Origin of the sequence: Mesorhizobium qingshengii, assembly GCF_900103325.1 — a bacterium.
Lineage (GTDB): Bacteria > Pseudomonadota > Alphaproteobacteria > Rhizobiales > Rhizobiaceae > Mesorhizobium > Mesorhizobium qingshengii.
This window is the reverse complement of the sequence record NZ_FMXM01000012.1, coordinates 119,000-132,328: the sequence shown is the minus strand read 5'-3', so window position 1 is coordinate 132,328 and position 13,329 is coordinate 119,000. Positions and strand designations below refer to the sequence as shown.

Annotated in this window: 12 protein-coding genes; 3 read left to right on the top strand and 9 right to left on the bottom strand. The window is 63.9% G+C overall.

The annotated features are described in order from the left end of the window. Positions 1-46 precede the first annotated feature (46 nt). Positions 47-808 (bottom strand): SDR family NAD(P)-dependent oxidoreductase, encoded by a 762-nt coding sequence (locus BLS48_RS19760; RefSeq protein WP_091580879.1) that lies wholly within the window; start codon positions 806-808, stop codon positions 47-49. Between the two features lie 101 nt (positions 809-909). Between BLS48_RS19760 and BLS48_RS19755 the strand changes: the two genes are divergently transcribed. Further along, positions 910-2,193: a class-III pyridoxal-phosphate-dependent aminotransferase gene (locus BLS48_RS19755; RefSeq protein ID WP_091580876.1), complete on the top strand. Its 1,284-nt coding sequence runs from the start codon at positions 910-912 to the stop codon at positions 2,191-2,193. Between the two features lie 116 nt (positions 2,194-2,309). Next, positions 2,310-3,320: a phosphotransferase enzyme family protein gene (locus BLS48_RS19750; RefSeq protein ID WP_091580874.1), complete on the top strand. Its 1,011-nt coding sequence runs from the start codon at positions 2,310-2,312 to the stop codon at positions 3,318-3,320. A 106-nt stretch (positions 3,321-3,426) separates the two neighbouring features. On the opposite strand, the gene fabG is transcribed toward BLS48_RS19750, so the two are convergent. The 5 genes from fabG to BLS48_RS19725 form a co-directional block, all read right to left on the bottom strand. Next, on the bottom strand, positions 3,427-4,191 hold the full coding sequence (gene fabG, locus BLS48_RS19745) for a 3-oxoacyl-ACP reductase FabG (protein WP_091580871.1): 765 nt from the start codon (positions 4,189-4,191) through the stop codon (positions 3,427-3,429). Between the two features lie 80 nt (positions 4,192-4,271). Beyond that, the gene (locus tag BLS48_RS19740) at positions 4,272-5,798 is read right to left on the bottom strand and encodes an APC family permease (RefSeq protein WP_091580866.1); all 1,527 of its coding nucleotides are present in this window, start codon (positions 5,796-5,798) and stop codon (positions 4,272-4,274) included. Positions 5,799-5,897: 99 nt separating this feature from the next. Beyond that, entirely contained in the window at positions 5,898-6,596 is a 699-nt protein-coding gene (locus BLS48_RS19735) for a cysteine hydrolase family protein (protein ID WP_091580864.1), read from the bottom strand. A 9-nt stretch (positions 6,597-6,605) separates the two neighbouring features. Further along, positions 6,606-7,025, bottom strand: coding sequence for a diol dehydratase small subunit (locus BLS48_RS19730; RefSeq protein WP_091580861.1), 420 nt, complete (start codon positions 7,023-7,025; stop codon positions 6,606-6,608). Beyond that, positions 7,022-9,292, bottom strand: a complete 2,271-nt coding sequence (locus BLS48_RS19725) for a propanediol/glycerol family dehydratase large subunit (RefSeq protein ID WP_091580859.1) — start codon at positions 9,290-9,292, stop codon at positions 7,022-7,024. The genes BLS48_RS19730 and BLS48_RS19725 overlap by 4 nt, the downstream gene beginning before the upstream one ends. Before the next feature lie 233 nt (positions 9,293-9,525). Here BLS48_RS19725 and BLS48_RS19720 point away from each other — a divergent pair, with 233 nt between their 5' ends. Beyond that, positions 9,526-10,548: an ATP-grasp fold amidoligase family protein gene (locus tag BLS48_RS19720; RefSeq protein ID WP_091580857.1), complete on the top strand. Its 1,023-nt coding sequence runs from the start codon at positions 9,526-9,528 to the stop codon at positions 10,546-10,548. On the opposite strand, the gene BLS48_RS19715 is transcribed toward BLS48_RS19720, so the two are convergent. Genes BLS48_RS19715 through BLS48_RS19705 form a run of 3 tightly spaced genes read right to left on the bottom strand, consistent with a single transcriptional unit; the run spans position 10,545 to position 13,308 of the window. Continuing rightward, positions 10,545-11,636, bottom strand: coding sequence for an ABC transporter ATP-binding protein (locus BLS48_RS19715; protein ID WP_091580854.1), 1,092 nt, complete (start codon positions 11,634-11,636; stop codon positions 10,545-10,547). The two genes, BLS48_RS19720 and BLS48_RS19715, sit on opposite strands and share 4 nt — an antisense overlap. Beyond that, positions 11,633-12,433, bottom strand: a complete 801-nt coding sequence (locus BLS48_RS19710; protein ID WP_091580852.1) for an ABC transporter permease — start codon at positions 12,431-12,433, stop codon at positions 11,633-11,635. Before BLS48_RS19710 ends, BLS48_RS19715 begins: the two co-directional genes overlap by 4 nt. Then, a complete protein-coding gene (locus BLS48_RS19705) occupies positions 12,433-13,308 on the bottom strand; it encodes an ABC transporter permease (protein ID WP_091580849.1) in 876 nt (291 codons plus the stop codon). Before BLS48_RS19705 ends, BLS48_RS19710 begins: the two co-directional genes overlap by 1 nt. Positions 13,309-13,329: the final 21 nt, after the last annotated feature.

Sequence of the window (13,329 nt, the reverse complement as noted above, 5' to 3'; positions counted from 1 at the left end):
AGCATTTCGGTAGAGCGGTTCTGCGTTTCCGTGAAACGATGATCCGCTAGACTACCGTTTCTCCGCCGTCGACGACCAGGATCTGGCCCGTCATGTACGAGGACCGGTCGGAGACCAGAAACAGCACGGACTCGGCGATTTCCTCGACGCTTGCCCAGCGGCCAAGCGGCACCTTTTCGCGGATGTAGGCTTCGATGGCGTCCCGGCCCCCCATCTGGGCGATGAAAGGGCCATTGAAGGGCGTGTCGACCCAGCCGGGGCACAGCGCGTTGACGCGAATGCCGAAGCGGCCATAGTCGCCCGCCATCTGCCTGGTCATCGCGATTACCGCGTGCTTGGTCGTCGTATAGGCGATCATCTCACGGTCGTAGAGCACGCCGGAGCTCGACGACGTGTTGAGAATAACTCCGCGGCCGGCCTTCTTCATGAACGGCATGACGATGCGGGCGCCGAGGAAGTGAGCCCGCACGTTGAGCGTCCAGGACGCGTCGAAGCCTATGACGCTCACACCCAGCACGTCACCCTCGACCTGCACGCCGGCATGGTTGTGGAGGATGTCGATCCGGCCTTGCGTGTCGATGAAATCGCGGAAACCGGCTTCAAGCGCCTGATCGTCGGTGAGGTCGAACACGAGCGCTTTCGCCCGGCCACCGGCAGCAAGGATCTGTTCGACGGTCGCGTTCGCGCCGTCGGCGCTGCGGTCCGCCACCCCGACCACCGCGCCCTCGCGCGCGATGATCAGCGCCGCCGCCCTGCCGATGCCCGATCCCGCGCCGGTCACGATCGCGGTCCTGTCCTTCAGGATCATCCCTCTCCACCCTTTCTCCGCGGCTCGTAATCCTGCATCATCCGGCGGGCGAGCCTCGCCAGCCTTGGTGAGCGCCAATCAACCTTTGGGGAAAAGACAGCATGTACGACTTCGGCCCCTTCAGTTTTGAGTCGAAGCAGGATTTTTTTGACAAGGCAATCCGTTTCTGGAATCCCGACAAGACCAAGTTCTGGCAGAAGGCCGGGATAGATCTGGTGATCGGCAGGCGGGAGGGCTACTTCCTCTACGACATGTCGGGGCGCCGCCTGATCGACCTGCACCTGAACGGCGGCACCTACAATCTCGGTCACCGCCATCCGGAGCTGGTCGAGACGCTGAAGAGCGCGCTCGATTATTTCGATATCGGCAATCACTGGTTCCCCTCCGTGGCGCGCACGGCGCTGGCCGAATCCCTAGTCAATGTCTCGCCGGGAATGAAATATGCGGTCTTCGCGCCGGGCGGCGCGGAGGCGGTGGACATCGCCATCAAGAGCGCCCGCTATGCCACCAAGCGGCGCAAGATCGTGTCGATCATCAAGGGTTATCACGGGCATTCGGGGCTCGCGGTGGCGACCGGCGACGATCGCTTCACCAAGATCTTTCTCTCCGACCAGCCGGAGACGTTCATCCAGGTTCCCTTCAACGATATCGACGCCATGGAGCAGGCGCTCAAGGGCGAAGACGTCGCGGCGCTGATCATGGAGACGATCCCCGCCACTTACGGTTTCCCGATGCCGAAGGACGGTTATCTCAGCGCCTGCAAGGCGCTGTGCGAAAAGCATGGCGCGATGTACATCGCCGACGAGGTCCAGACCGGCCTGATGCGCACCGGCAGCATGTGGGGCTGGCAGGCCTATGGCATCCAGCCGGACATCATGGTGACGGCCAAGGGCCTGTCCGGCGGCCTCTATCCGATCAGCGCGGCATTGGTGAACGACAAGGCCGGCGGCTGGCTCAACGAGGACGGGGCGGCGCACATCTCGACCACGGGTGGGGCCGAGCTCGGCTGTGTCGTCGCCCACAAGGTCATCGAGATGCTGCAGCGGCCTGCCCTGGTTGCCAATGTCGGCACCGTGACCGAGTTCATGGCACAGGCCATGCGCGAGATGCTGGTTCGGCACGGCGACATCTTCACCGGCGTGCGCCAGAAAGGCGTGATCCTCGGCCTGGAATTCAGCAACCACCCGGAGGGCGCCGTCTTCGCGTCGCGCGCACTCTACGAGCAGGGCGTCTGGGCGATCTTCTCGTCGCTCGACAAGCGGGTGCTGCAATGGAAGCCCGGCGTGCTTCTGGATCACGAAACCTGCCAGGACATCATGGATCGCTTCGATGCGGCAATGCCGCGCGCGCGGGAACTGCTGCACCAGGCAGGCAAGGCGAGTTGACATGGCCCGAACCTGGTTGAAACTGCCAGGCGTCCAGCTCGAGCCGGCGGCTGGACTTGTCGGGATCGTTCGGGTTCTGGCTGGGGCAAGGGCACAATGATCGGGCAGGACTGACAGTGACGGATTTCGACGCGCTCACCCACGACCAGCAACTCGGCATCCTGCAGGAGACGGCGGAGGCGGCCACCGCCAACTACGATCTGCCGGCGGATGTTTCCGTCGAGATGATCAACCTGTCGGAAAACGCGACCTACAGGATCGCGGCTCCCGACGGCCGGCGCTGGGCACTCCGCATCCATCGCGACGGCTACCATACAAGGACGGCCATCCAATCCGAACTGGCCTGGCTGACCGACCTGCGCCAGACCGGGATCGTCTCCACACCCGTGCCGGTCGCGGGCAAGGACGGCGAGCAGATCCAGCGTGTCGGCCATGCCAGGCTGGCGCAACCCCGCCACGTCGTGTTGTCGCAATGGGAGACCGGTTCGGAGCCGGGCATAGGCGAGGCGCTTGCCGAGCCTTTCGAGGTGCTGGGCGAGGTGACGGCCCGCATGCACATCCACGCCCGGCAGTGGAAGCGCCCGTCCTGGTTCACCCGCCACGTGTGGGATTTCGAAACAAGCCTCGGCGAGGAAAGCCCGCATTGGGGACGCTGGCGCGACGGCATGGGCGTCGACGCCGCGAAGGCCAAACTCTTTGGCCGCACTGCGGACCTGATCGGCCGCAGGCTGGCTGCCTTCGGCAAGGGCCATGACCGCTTCGGCCTCATTCATTGCGACCTGCGGCTGGCAAACCTTTTGATCGACGGCAAGACAGTAAAGGTCATCGACTTCGACGATTGCGGCTTCGGCTGGTATATGTACGACGCGGCGACGCCCATCTCCTTCTACGAGCACGAGCCGCAGGCCGCCGATCTTATCCAGTCGTGGACGACCGGCTATCGCCGCGTGCTTGACCTGCCCAAAGCGGACGAGGACGAGATCCCGACCTTCGTGATGCTGCGCCGCCTGCTCTTGGTTGCGTGGATCGGCTCGCACGCGGAGACGGACCTCGCCAAGTCGATGGGCCTTCCCTACACCGAGGGAACCGTCGGGCTGTGCGAGGCCTATCTGAGCAAGTTTTCCTGACAGCAATCGCAGGAAAGGCGTGAAACGGTTTTCCCGGGAAAAGCGCGTAGCGCTTTCCCTTGGGAATTGCGTCAAGACAAGGAGACGGAGCGGTTCGTGAACCGCTCTATGCCAGTGCCTCCAGGCTCTCCGGCAAGATCTGGCCGCCGTCGACGATGATCGTCTGCCCGGTCACGTAGCCCGCTTCCTTCGACGCAAAGTAGAGCGCGGCGTGGCCGATGTCCTCCACGGTTCCGAGCCGCTTGAGCGGGATCGAGGCGGCCATGGTCTTCTGGTAGTCCTCGCCCAGGCCGACAAGGCCCTCGGTGATGATGTTGCCCGGCATGACGGCGTTGACGGTGATGCCGTATTTCGCCAGCTCGATGCAGGCCGTGCGCATGAAGCCGAGCTGCCCCGCCTTGGTGGCGCCGTAGTGCGACCAGCCAGGGAAACCGGTGATCGGGCCCGTGATCGACGACGTCAGCACGATGCGGCCCTGGTCGGACTTCTTGAGATAGGGAACCGCCGCCTTGACCGCGTGGAAGGTGCCCTTGAGGTTGGTGTCGACGACTTCGTCCCATTGTTCGGACGTCATGTCCTCGAGCCGCGCTTGCGGGAAAATTCCGGCATTGGCGCACAACACGTCGATCCCACCGTTTCTTGCCGCTGCCGCCGCGAACGCGGTCTCGATGCCGGCGAGCGAAGTGACGTCGCCGGCCACGCCGAAGGCGCCGTGGCCGATCTCGGCGGCAGCCGCTTCAGCCTGGTCGAGATGGCGCGCGATGATGGCGACCTTGGCACCCGAGAGCGCGAACACCCGCGCTATGCCCTTGCCGATGCCTTTCGATCCGCCGGTAACGACGACGGACCGACCCTTCAAAGACTGGGTCATGACTTGAAGCTCCAAAATGAGACGGGGACAGAGTGATCCTCCGTCCCCGTTGCCGCAAGAAATCCAGGGCGATGGACGCCCTAGCCTTCGTTCACCATGTGACCGATGTTCCCGTACGCCTTGGGGTTGGCGGACTTCAGCACGAAGCCCCAGATCAGGCCGACGATAAGGATCGCAAGCCCGACATAGGGGATGCTCCTGGCGAAACCATTGGTGCCGCCGAGCGTCGCGAGATTGGCCACCAGCGTGTAGACGAGGACCAGCTGGACAACCAGCGAGATCAACGGCGCGATGACCGTCGTCAGCATGTTGCCGCCGCCGTTCTTCTTGAACCACATGAAGATCGCCAGCGAGACAACGGCCTGCAGCACCAGCAGCAGTCCGGTGCCAAGCACCGCGAACAGCGTATAGACGCCAAGCCAGGCCTGTCCCGACGGATCGTCGAAGCCATAGGCCAGACCGTAGAGCAGGACCCAGACCGCCGCCAGAACCGACTGCAGCGCCGAGGCCTTGTGGGGGCTCTTGTGGTGATCATGCGTCTCCGCGATCGCCTGTGGCAGGACGCCTTCGCGTGCCAGCGAGTACAGGTAGCGGGAAGCGGTGTTGTGGAAGGCCATGCCGCAGGCGAAGGAACTGGTCAGGATGAGAAGCGACATCAGCTGGTAGCCCCAGCCGCCGACAAAACTCTGGATGGGTGTCAGGAAGAAATTCACCCCGTCGGAGAATGCCTTGGCCACCATGTTGGCCTCGGTGGGATAGGCCGCCACCGCGCACCAGCTGACGAAGGTGTAGAACAGGCCGAGGCCAATCACCGAAATCAGCAGCGACTGCGGAATGATGCGCTTCGGATCGCGGGATTCCTCGGCGTAGTTCGGCGCCATCTCGAAGCCGACCCAGGACCAGAACGCCATGAAGATGCCGACGGCGGCCGCGCCCGCGGGTATGGCCACGGTTCCGACTGTCTGCTCGGCGACGGGCGTGAACACCTTGAACACATTTAGCGAATCGCCGGAAAAGTTCGTCCCGCCATGGGCGAAAAGGACGCCCAGCGAGAAGATCACCAGCATGATCACTTCGAGAATGAGGGCAATGCCGAGCAGCCGCGCCGACAGCTTCACATCGCGGTAGGCAAGTGCCGCGATGACCACGATCATGCCGAGCGCAAGCACGATCCACGGCACGTTGATGCCGAAGTGCTGGGAGATCCAAAGATTGCCGAAAAATGCGAACAAACCGGTGAGAGAGGCTTCGAACAGCGAATAGCAGGCGAGCGAGCCGATGCCCGCCGACATGCCGACCTCACGGCCGAGTCCCTGGCTGATGAAGGAGTAGAAGCCGCCGACGGACGAGACGCGCGATGCCATCGCGGCATAGCCGACCGAGAAGATGGTCAGCACGATCGTCGCCATCAGGAAGGCGGCCGGCGTGTATTTGCCGATGCCGTAGCCTGCCGCGAACGGGACATTGCCCAGCATCGCCGACATTGGCGCCGCGCCGGTGACGGCCAGAAAGAGCACTCCCGCGAGCCCCACGGCCTTCGAGTGCAAAAGGTTGATGCTGTTACTCTTCGAGACGTCGATCGTCCCGCGTGCAGTTTCTATGGCCATGAAGCCCTCTCCATTGGTGACAGCTGTACTTTGGTCCCCGCACATGGCGGCCGATGTCTCCCGGCCTGCGAGTGCAGCCATGACACTACGGACGCTGCGTCACTTTGCCAAGGCCATGATTTTGCATAGCTCGCCGCTCGACATCACGTGGCAGTAGATCATGTTGATGATTTCGAGCTCCTTGCGATGGAGCTCCTCGGTCGCCGCCGCGCAGCAATCCTCGAGCACGATGACGGCATAGCTCTCATCCGCCAGGCTGCGCACCGTCGAAGACACGCACTGGTCCGTGAAGATACCGCAGCAGATGACATTCCTGATGCCGAGATTGTGAAGGATGAGGCGCAGATTCGTCCCAGTCAGCGCGGAATCGGTGGTCTTGGTCACCACGATTTCGTCGCCGGCCGGCTGAAGTTCGGCAACGAGCTGCGACGGCGCGTCGTTCTTTGGCAGCAGCAGATTGTTCCAGCCCGGCATTTTCTGGGAGAGCGAGCGGTCGCGCCCGTCCTTGGTGTGGCAGGCGATGCGGGCGAAAAGGCATTCGATGCCTTTTTGCCGTGCCAGCGCCAGCAATCTTGCCGTGTTCGGTATCACCGTGTCGTGCATGCGCTCGTGGAACGGCGTCCACAGGTCGTAGCGTTGCTGTTCCTGCGGCGTAAGCGACGCGCGATCCGGCCGCTCCAGGTAGGTGTTCTGGACGTCGATGACCAGGATGGCGGTTTGCGCCGGCACCAGCACCGGATCATCCGGCTCGGGCGCACCGAGATAGTAGAGCGAACGGAATTCCGTTTTCCAGCTCATGCGGCCCTTTCAGAAGCGGAACGTGAAAAGGCCGCGCGCCGCATAGGTCTCGGCGGCCTCTTCGATGAAACGGGCGATGCGTTCAGCCTGATAGGTATCGCGCATCGTGGCGGCGGCCTCGAGCAATTCTTCCTTGGACTTGGCGCGGCCGGGGCGCAGCAGTTCGTAGACCTGCATGATGAAATCCTGCGGCACCTCGACAAGCTCCGCCCCCCGCTCGAAATTGAGGGCGAGAGTCGGCCGGCCGACATCGCGCGCCACGTCGGCCTGGGCCTGCAGCGCTTGCGGCGTGATGCGAAGGTCTTCCATCGTCACCTCGCCGGCAAGCACCGCATCCAGCGTTATGTCAGGCAGCGCCTTGCCATGCTTGCCGGTGACGGCGCCGGGCTGGGTTTCGGCGAGCGGATAGTCGGCGCGCGTCCGGGTCACGATTTCGCTCCCGTCAGGGTGACGTCGACCTCTTCGGGAGCCGCGCCGGCCTCGGTCAGTCCGGTTTCGATGGCGTAGATTAGGGCGACGCGGGCATGGTAGCGCGACCCCATGGCCTCGCCTCGCTGCGGCACGACGATGGGCTCCGGCATTTCGCCAAGCGCGTAGGCCGCCGCGTTGGCGCCGAGCGCGCGATAGTGCTCGAGCCTGGTGATCGGCGCATTGGAAAACAGTTCCAGATTGTTGTGCGGCTGGCGGTCACGCTGATGGATGACGGCCGTGCCCTTGGCCTGGATGCCGATGCCGATACCGCTGCCGGCAAGCCGCGCGGCGGACAGACCGAGGAAGGAGGTGTCGGCCGTGTGACGGAAGCGAACGACGCGCGCCTTGAGCCCGCGCGCGCGGATTGCATCCAGCATGGCGCCCAGCACTTCGGACAGCCGATGCCCGGCCGTCGTCCGGTAAAGCTTCAACCCGAAGGCCGGGCTGATGCCGATGACGACGTCGTCGTTTGTCGACCCGTTGGCTGCCGGCCCAAGGTTGCGATAGCGGATGTGCCTTGCCTCGTCCTTCTCGTGCAGGGCTTCCGAGCGCAGCACCTCCTTCTGATCCAGCACGTCGCGGATGTCGTTGAGCTGCAGGCGCCGTTCTTCGGACACGCGATAGCCGGAGCCGGGGCCGAGATAGTCGTTGGGATCGTTCACCGCACTGACGATCCGCCCGTTGCGGATCATCGCCGAGGTCTGCAGATAGTCGCCGGAAAGGCGCAGCTTCACCACGTTCAGGAGATTCTCGGCCTCTTCCCGGAAACCGCGGTTGGCCAACGCCTTGACCACGTCGATCACGGTGATGCCGCGCTCCTTGATGGCCTCGCTGATGAAGGACACGTCGCGCGGCATCAGGCTGCGCGTATCGTCGGAGCCGGAGGCGTAGACCACGCTGGTCTTCATGTCCTCGGTCGGGGTCGAAAGTCCGAGCTCCTCGAACACGGCGGCGATCGCCTCCACCGCCCGCTCGCGCAATTCGATCGCGCGTGACTCGGGCAGCGGCGTCAGCCCGCCATCGGCCTCGAAATCTCGCTGCAGCACCAGATAGTCTTCCAGCTCCTCGCCGTTGATCAGCGACGGGTTGAACGAATTGTCGTATTTCAGGATCGAGCCCATCCCGGAGCAGATCAGGTCCGAGCCGGCAATCAGGTAGGGAAGGATTTTGGCGCCGACGCGTATCTCCGATTCGGTGGAGCGCGCGTCATTGCCCGATGCGCATTCGAGATCGAGCCAGACGGCGATGAGGTTCTCGGCCATCAGCTCGCGGACGCCACCGGGGATCGTGGCCGTCAACGGCGCCCCGTCGATGCCGCCATTCTGCGTGCCCTGCACCCCCATGCCGCGCTGCAGGCAGAGGCAGCGCGCCTCCAGATAGAGCAGCGATTTCGCTTCATGGAAGCCCATCAGCAACTCGGAACCGGCACCCGACGTGCAGCGCATCTTGACGCCGCGCGAGGCATAGGCGGCGGCGAGGAATGCCTTGGACCATGGCGTGTCGTCACCATCGGTGAACGATTTCTCGGTGCCGTAGACGGAAACGGTCTCGGCGTAGGACGTAAAGCCGGCCATGGCGATGCGCAGCTCTTCGGCTTCCTCGCTGGAGCACTGGAACAGCGTTCCCCAGCGGCCGACCGCACCGCCCACCGCACACGCCACCGCGTTGGACCAGGCGTTGCGTGACACGCGCATCGTCGTTTCGATCTCGTCGAAGCCAAAGGCGACGGCGGTCGCGGCGTCGGCGGCGAGCTGGAGCGGGTCGTCCTTGGCGTTGGTGACATGCGCCTGGTTGCCCGGCGTCTTGCGGGCCCGCATCTTCGAGTAGGCGAAGGCGATTTCCAGCGCGTTGAGCTGCGACACCACCTCGGCGAGTTTCGCCGGTGTCATGCCATGCGCGAGCCGCACCAGCGTTTCGCGCGGCACGTTCATGTCGACCAGCCAGCGCGCGACCGTCGCCGAGTCCAGTGCCATCGCTTCAGGCGCCACGTCCGGATCGATGTGATGGCGTGCAATGAAGCGGTCGATCATGTCGTAGTCGTGTTCGAGCACCCCATCGAGGGACACGACCCGCCCGCCCGCGATGCCGATGCCAGGTTTGGGATCGGCCGGGCTGGAGAAGGCGGAGAAGCCGTTGGCAGGGTCTTCCGCCGCAAACTTGTCCAGGCGCAAAGGCCGTTCATCCCAGTCGGCGAAGCGCTTCCAGCGGTTCAGTTTCGGCGTCATGCGTGCGATCCTCGACCCGGCCGAAAGACTAGTGAAAGCCCACTCGTCACACAATGGCCTGGATCGACCGCCGCCGAAGGAGCTCGCCGGCACCGCGCTGCGCTCGTCCGCGCCTCGCGCCCTTGCTGGCCGCGCGAGGTTGGTGTTTAGCTGGGACAGGGCAGGGTGCACAATCATGGTGAAGCGATCGGATCGGCTGCGGCCGAATTCTCGTCGGGGTGTGAGCGCTTGAGATGAGGACGAATGCCGAGCTTTCGTCAAGGCACCGCCTCGTTCTGGCGGCGGCGCGGCTGCTGATCACGATCCGCCATCCGGTTCTCGTCATGCGGTTCTTCAAGCGGCTTGGCTACATGCCCAATCCCGCCGCGCCGGAACGCTACAACGAGCGCATGCTGTGGCGAAAAGTGATCGACCACAATCCGCTCTTCGTCACGCTGTCGGACAAGCTGGCCGCCAAGGATTACATCCGCCGCGCCTGCCCGGAACTGCCGGTGCCTGAGACCTTGTGGCGCGGTCGTGACCCTGACGGCATCCCGTCCTCGCTGTTTTCCGGCGAAGTGATGGTCAAGGCCAACCATGGCTGCGACATGAACCTCCTCGTTTCCGGCGGCGAGCCGGATCGCGCCACCGTCCTGCGCAAGATGAAGCGCTGGCTGGGCAAGCGCCACGGGCGCCGCTTTGGCGAATGGGCTTACTGGTCGATCGTGCCGGAGGCGTTTGTCGAGGAGGCGCTGCCTTTGAGCGGCGGCAAGATTGCCACCGAAATCAAGGTTCAGGTGTGCAGCGGCGTTGTCTGCCATGTTCGGGCCGAGGACAAGAAAGCGCTGAAGTCCGGCCTGTTCGATCTGGATGGCAATCCCTTGCCTGGGCGTGATATCGACTATCCGCGTGAGGATCAGGCGCTGCCGGTCACGCCGCGCCTCGTCGAATTCATTCGCCAGGCAGCTGTCATCGCCCCGCGCATCGCCGGCGACCTCGACTATATCAGGGTCGATTTTCTGGTCACCGACGAGCGGCTGTTCGCCGGCGAAATCACCGTCTATTCGGCGGGCGGCTATGCCAAGTGGAGCAATCCGGCGATCATGGCGGATATCGAGCGGCTGTGGCGGCTCGATCAGTCGGATTACTTGCGGCGGCGCCACACCGGGCTCGCCCGGCTCTACGCCGACGCGCTTCGGGCAAAGTTCACAGGAGATGGCGATCCTGCGCCGGTTCATCCGGTCGAAAAACTACCCCTGCAAAGCCTGCCGGGCTAGGTCGTCTGCAGGGCGGGAAACAGGAATGCGGCGGCTGGATCGAAAAATACCTGGCCGCTCTGCTGCGCGGTTTCGTCGTGGTCATTCGCCATGTCCGAAGGCGGCCTGACGTCGATCTCCTGACCGGCCGAGGTGCGCGCGACGACGCGCCGCCGCTCGCCGAAGAAGGCGGCATCGATGAACTCGACCGCAAGCCCGGCAGTGGCCGGGCCAGGTCTCAGCCGAAACGCTTCCGGCCGCACCATCAGCCTGGTTTTCTGGCCTTGGCCGAACTCCTGGGTGGCCTTGACGCCCGACACGATTGAGCCGTCCGCGAGGCGGATCGTCGCCGCGCCATCCGTGGTCTGGAGATGCTCGGCCGGCAGGAAGTTCGAATTGCCGATGAAGCTGGCGACGAATTCGCACGCGGGTCTCAGATAGAGGTCTTCGCCGGTACCGATCTGGGCGATGCGCCCGTCCCGAAACAGAGCGATGCGGTCCGAAAGATGCAGGGCCTCGTCCTGATCGTGGGTGACGTAAAGGATCGTTACGCCGGTTTCGCGATGGATGCGCCGTATCTCGGCCTGGATTTCCTCGCGCAGCTTCTTGTCGAGAGCCGACAGCGGCTCGTCCATCAAAAGGATCGGCGGATCGTAGGCAAGCGCCCGCGCAAGCGCGACGCGTTGCTGCTGTCCGCCCGACAGCGCGCCGGGATATCTGCCGCCGAAACCCTCCAGTCGCACCAGCGACAGCATCTCGGCGACTTTTCGGTTCACCTCGGCGTCCGGCCGGCGCCGCACGCGCAGCGGAAAGGCGACGTTCTCGGCGACGGTGAGATGCTGGAACAGCGTATAGCGTTGGAACACCATGCCGATATTGCGCTTGTGCGACGGCACCGAAAGCAGCGACCTGCCCTCGAGAAGAACGTCACCGGATGTCGGGTCCTGAAAGCCGGCGATCGCGTAGAGCGTCGTCGACTTGCCCGAGCCCGAGGGACCGAGGAAGGTCAGGAATTCGCCCTTGGGTATGTCGATGGTGACATCGTGCACGGCAACGAAGCTGCCGAACGTCTTGCGCAGATTGCGGATGGAGAGGAACGGTTCGGTCATGTCGACAATTTCCGCCGGATCAGTGCTGTCACGATCATCAGGCTCAGGGTGAGCAGGACGAGAAGGCTGGAAGCGGCGGCGATGACCGGGCTCAGATCCTGGCGCAGGCTGCCCCAGATCTTGACCGGCAAGGTCTGCAAGGTCGGGCTGGCCATGAAGATGGCGACCACGACCTCGTCCCAGGATGCGAGAAAGGCAAAGATCGCCGCCGAGAAGATGCCGATCTTGATGGACGGCAAGGTAACCCGCAGCTTTGCCTCGAACGGGCTGGCGCCGCAGACGATCGCGGCGTCCTCGATGGACTTGTCGAAACCTTCGAGCGCCGCGCTGATGGGAATGATGGCAAAGGGGAGCGCGAGCACCGTGTGGGCGATGACGAAGCCTGCTGTTGTGCCGCCAAGCCCGATCCGCAGGAAGAAGGCGTAGATGGCGATGGCGAAGACGACCACCGGCAGGACCATCGGCGTCAGCAGAAGGCCGCGCACGGCATCGCGTCCGCGAAATTTTCCCCGGACCAGGGCGAAGGAAGCCATAAGTCCAATGACCACGGCGAGAACCGTCGCCATCGTGGCAATACGCGCGCTGGTCAGTGCCGCTTCGAGCCAGGCCGGTTCGGCGAAAAGCTCCTCATACCATTTCAGCGTCCAGCCGGGCGGCGGAAAGGCCAGCCACCGCGACGATCCGAAGGACAGGAGTACGATGAAGACCACCGGCAGCAGCAGGAAAGCGGCGACAAGCCCAGTGAAGGCCAGAAGGGCGCCGCGCAGCCAGCCCAGCCGGTCGTAGTCGAGCAGCATCAGACGCCTCCCGTCACGCGTTGGGTGCCGACCAGGCGCAGTTGCAGCGCGTAGAGCGCCATGGTCACCACAAGCAGGATGAAGGCGGCGGCGCTTCCCAGCCCCCAGTTGAGCAGCGACTGGATCATCTGGGCGATCATCCCGGCGAGCATCATGTTGGAGGTCCCGCCGAGCAGCGTCGGCGTCACGAAATAGCCGAGCGACATGACGAAAACCATCAGCCCGCCGGCGGCTATTCCCGGCAGCGACAAGGGCAGCAATATCCGGCGAAAGGCGTCGAGGGGGCTCGCGCCGCACAGGGCGGCGGCGCGCAGCGTCATCGGGTCGATGGCGCGCAGGGTTCCGACCAGCGGCAGGATCATGAAGGGAAGCATGATGTAGACCATGCCGATGGTGACGCCGGTAAGATTGTTGATGAGAGGCAGCGGTTCGCTGATCAAGCCGATATCCATCAATGTCCTGTTGATGACACCGGTGCGCTGAAGCAGCACCATCCAGGCATAGGTTCGGGTGAGCAGATTGGTCCACATCGACAGGATGATGATGCCGAAGACAATCGAGCCGAGGGCGGGCGGCATGATCGCCAGCGTCCAGGCAACCGGAAATGCCACCATGACGGTGACGGCGGTGACGATGGAGGCGACCAGGAAGGTGTTGAAGAACACCCGCGCATAGGTGCCGTCGCCAAACAGGATGGCATAATTCTGCAGGCCGGGCGTGGGCTCAGTGACGCTGCGCAGCAGCAGCGCCACGACCGGCACCACGAAGAACAGGCTTACGATGATCAGCGCCGGCAAGGCACCACCGAGGCCGCGTCGTGTTCGCACGACGGGCTTTCGCAAGACTGGCGGTCGATGAGGCAAATTGCCCGACATGGCGATGATCCCGGCACATCA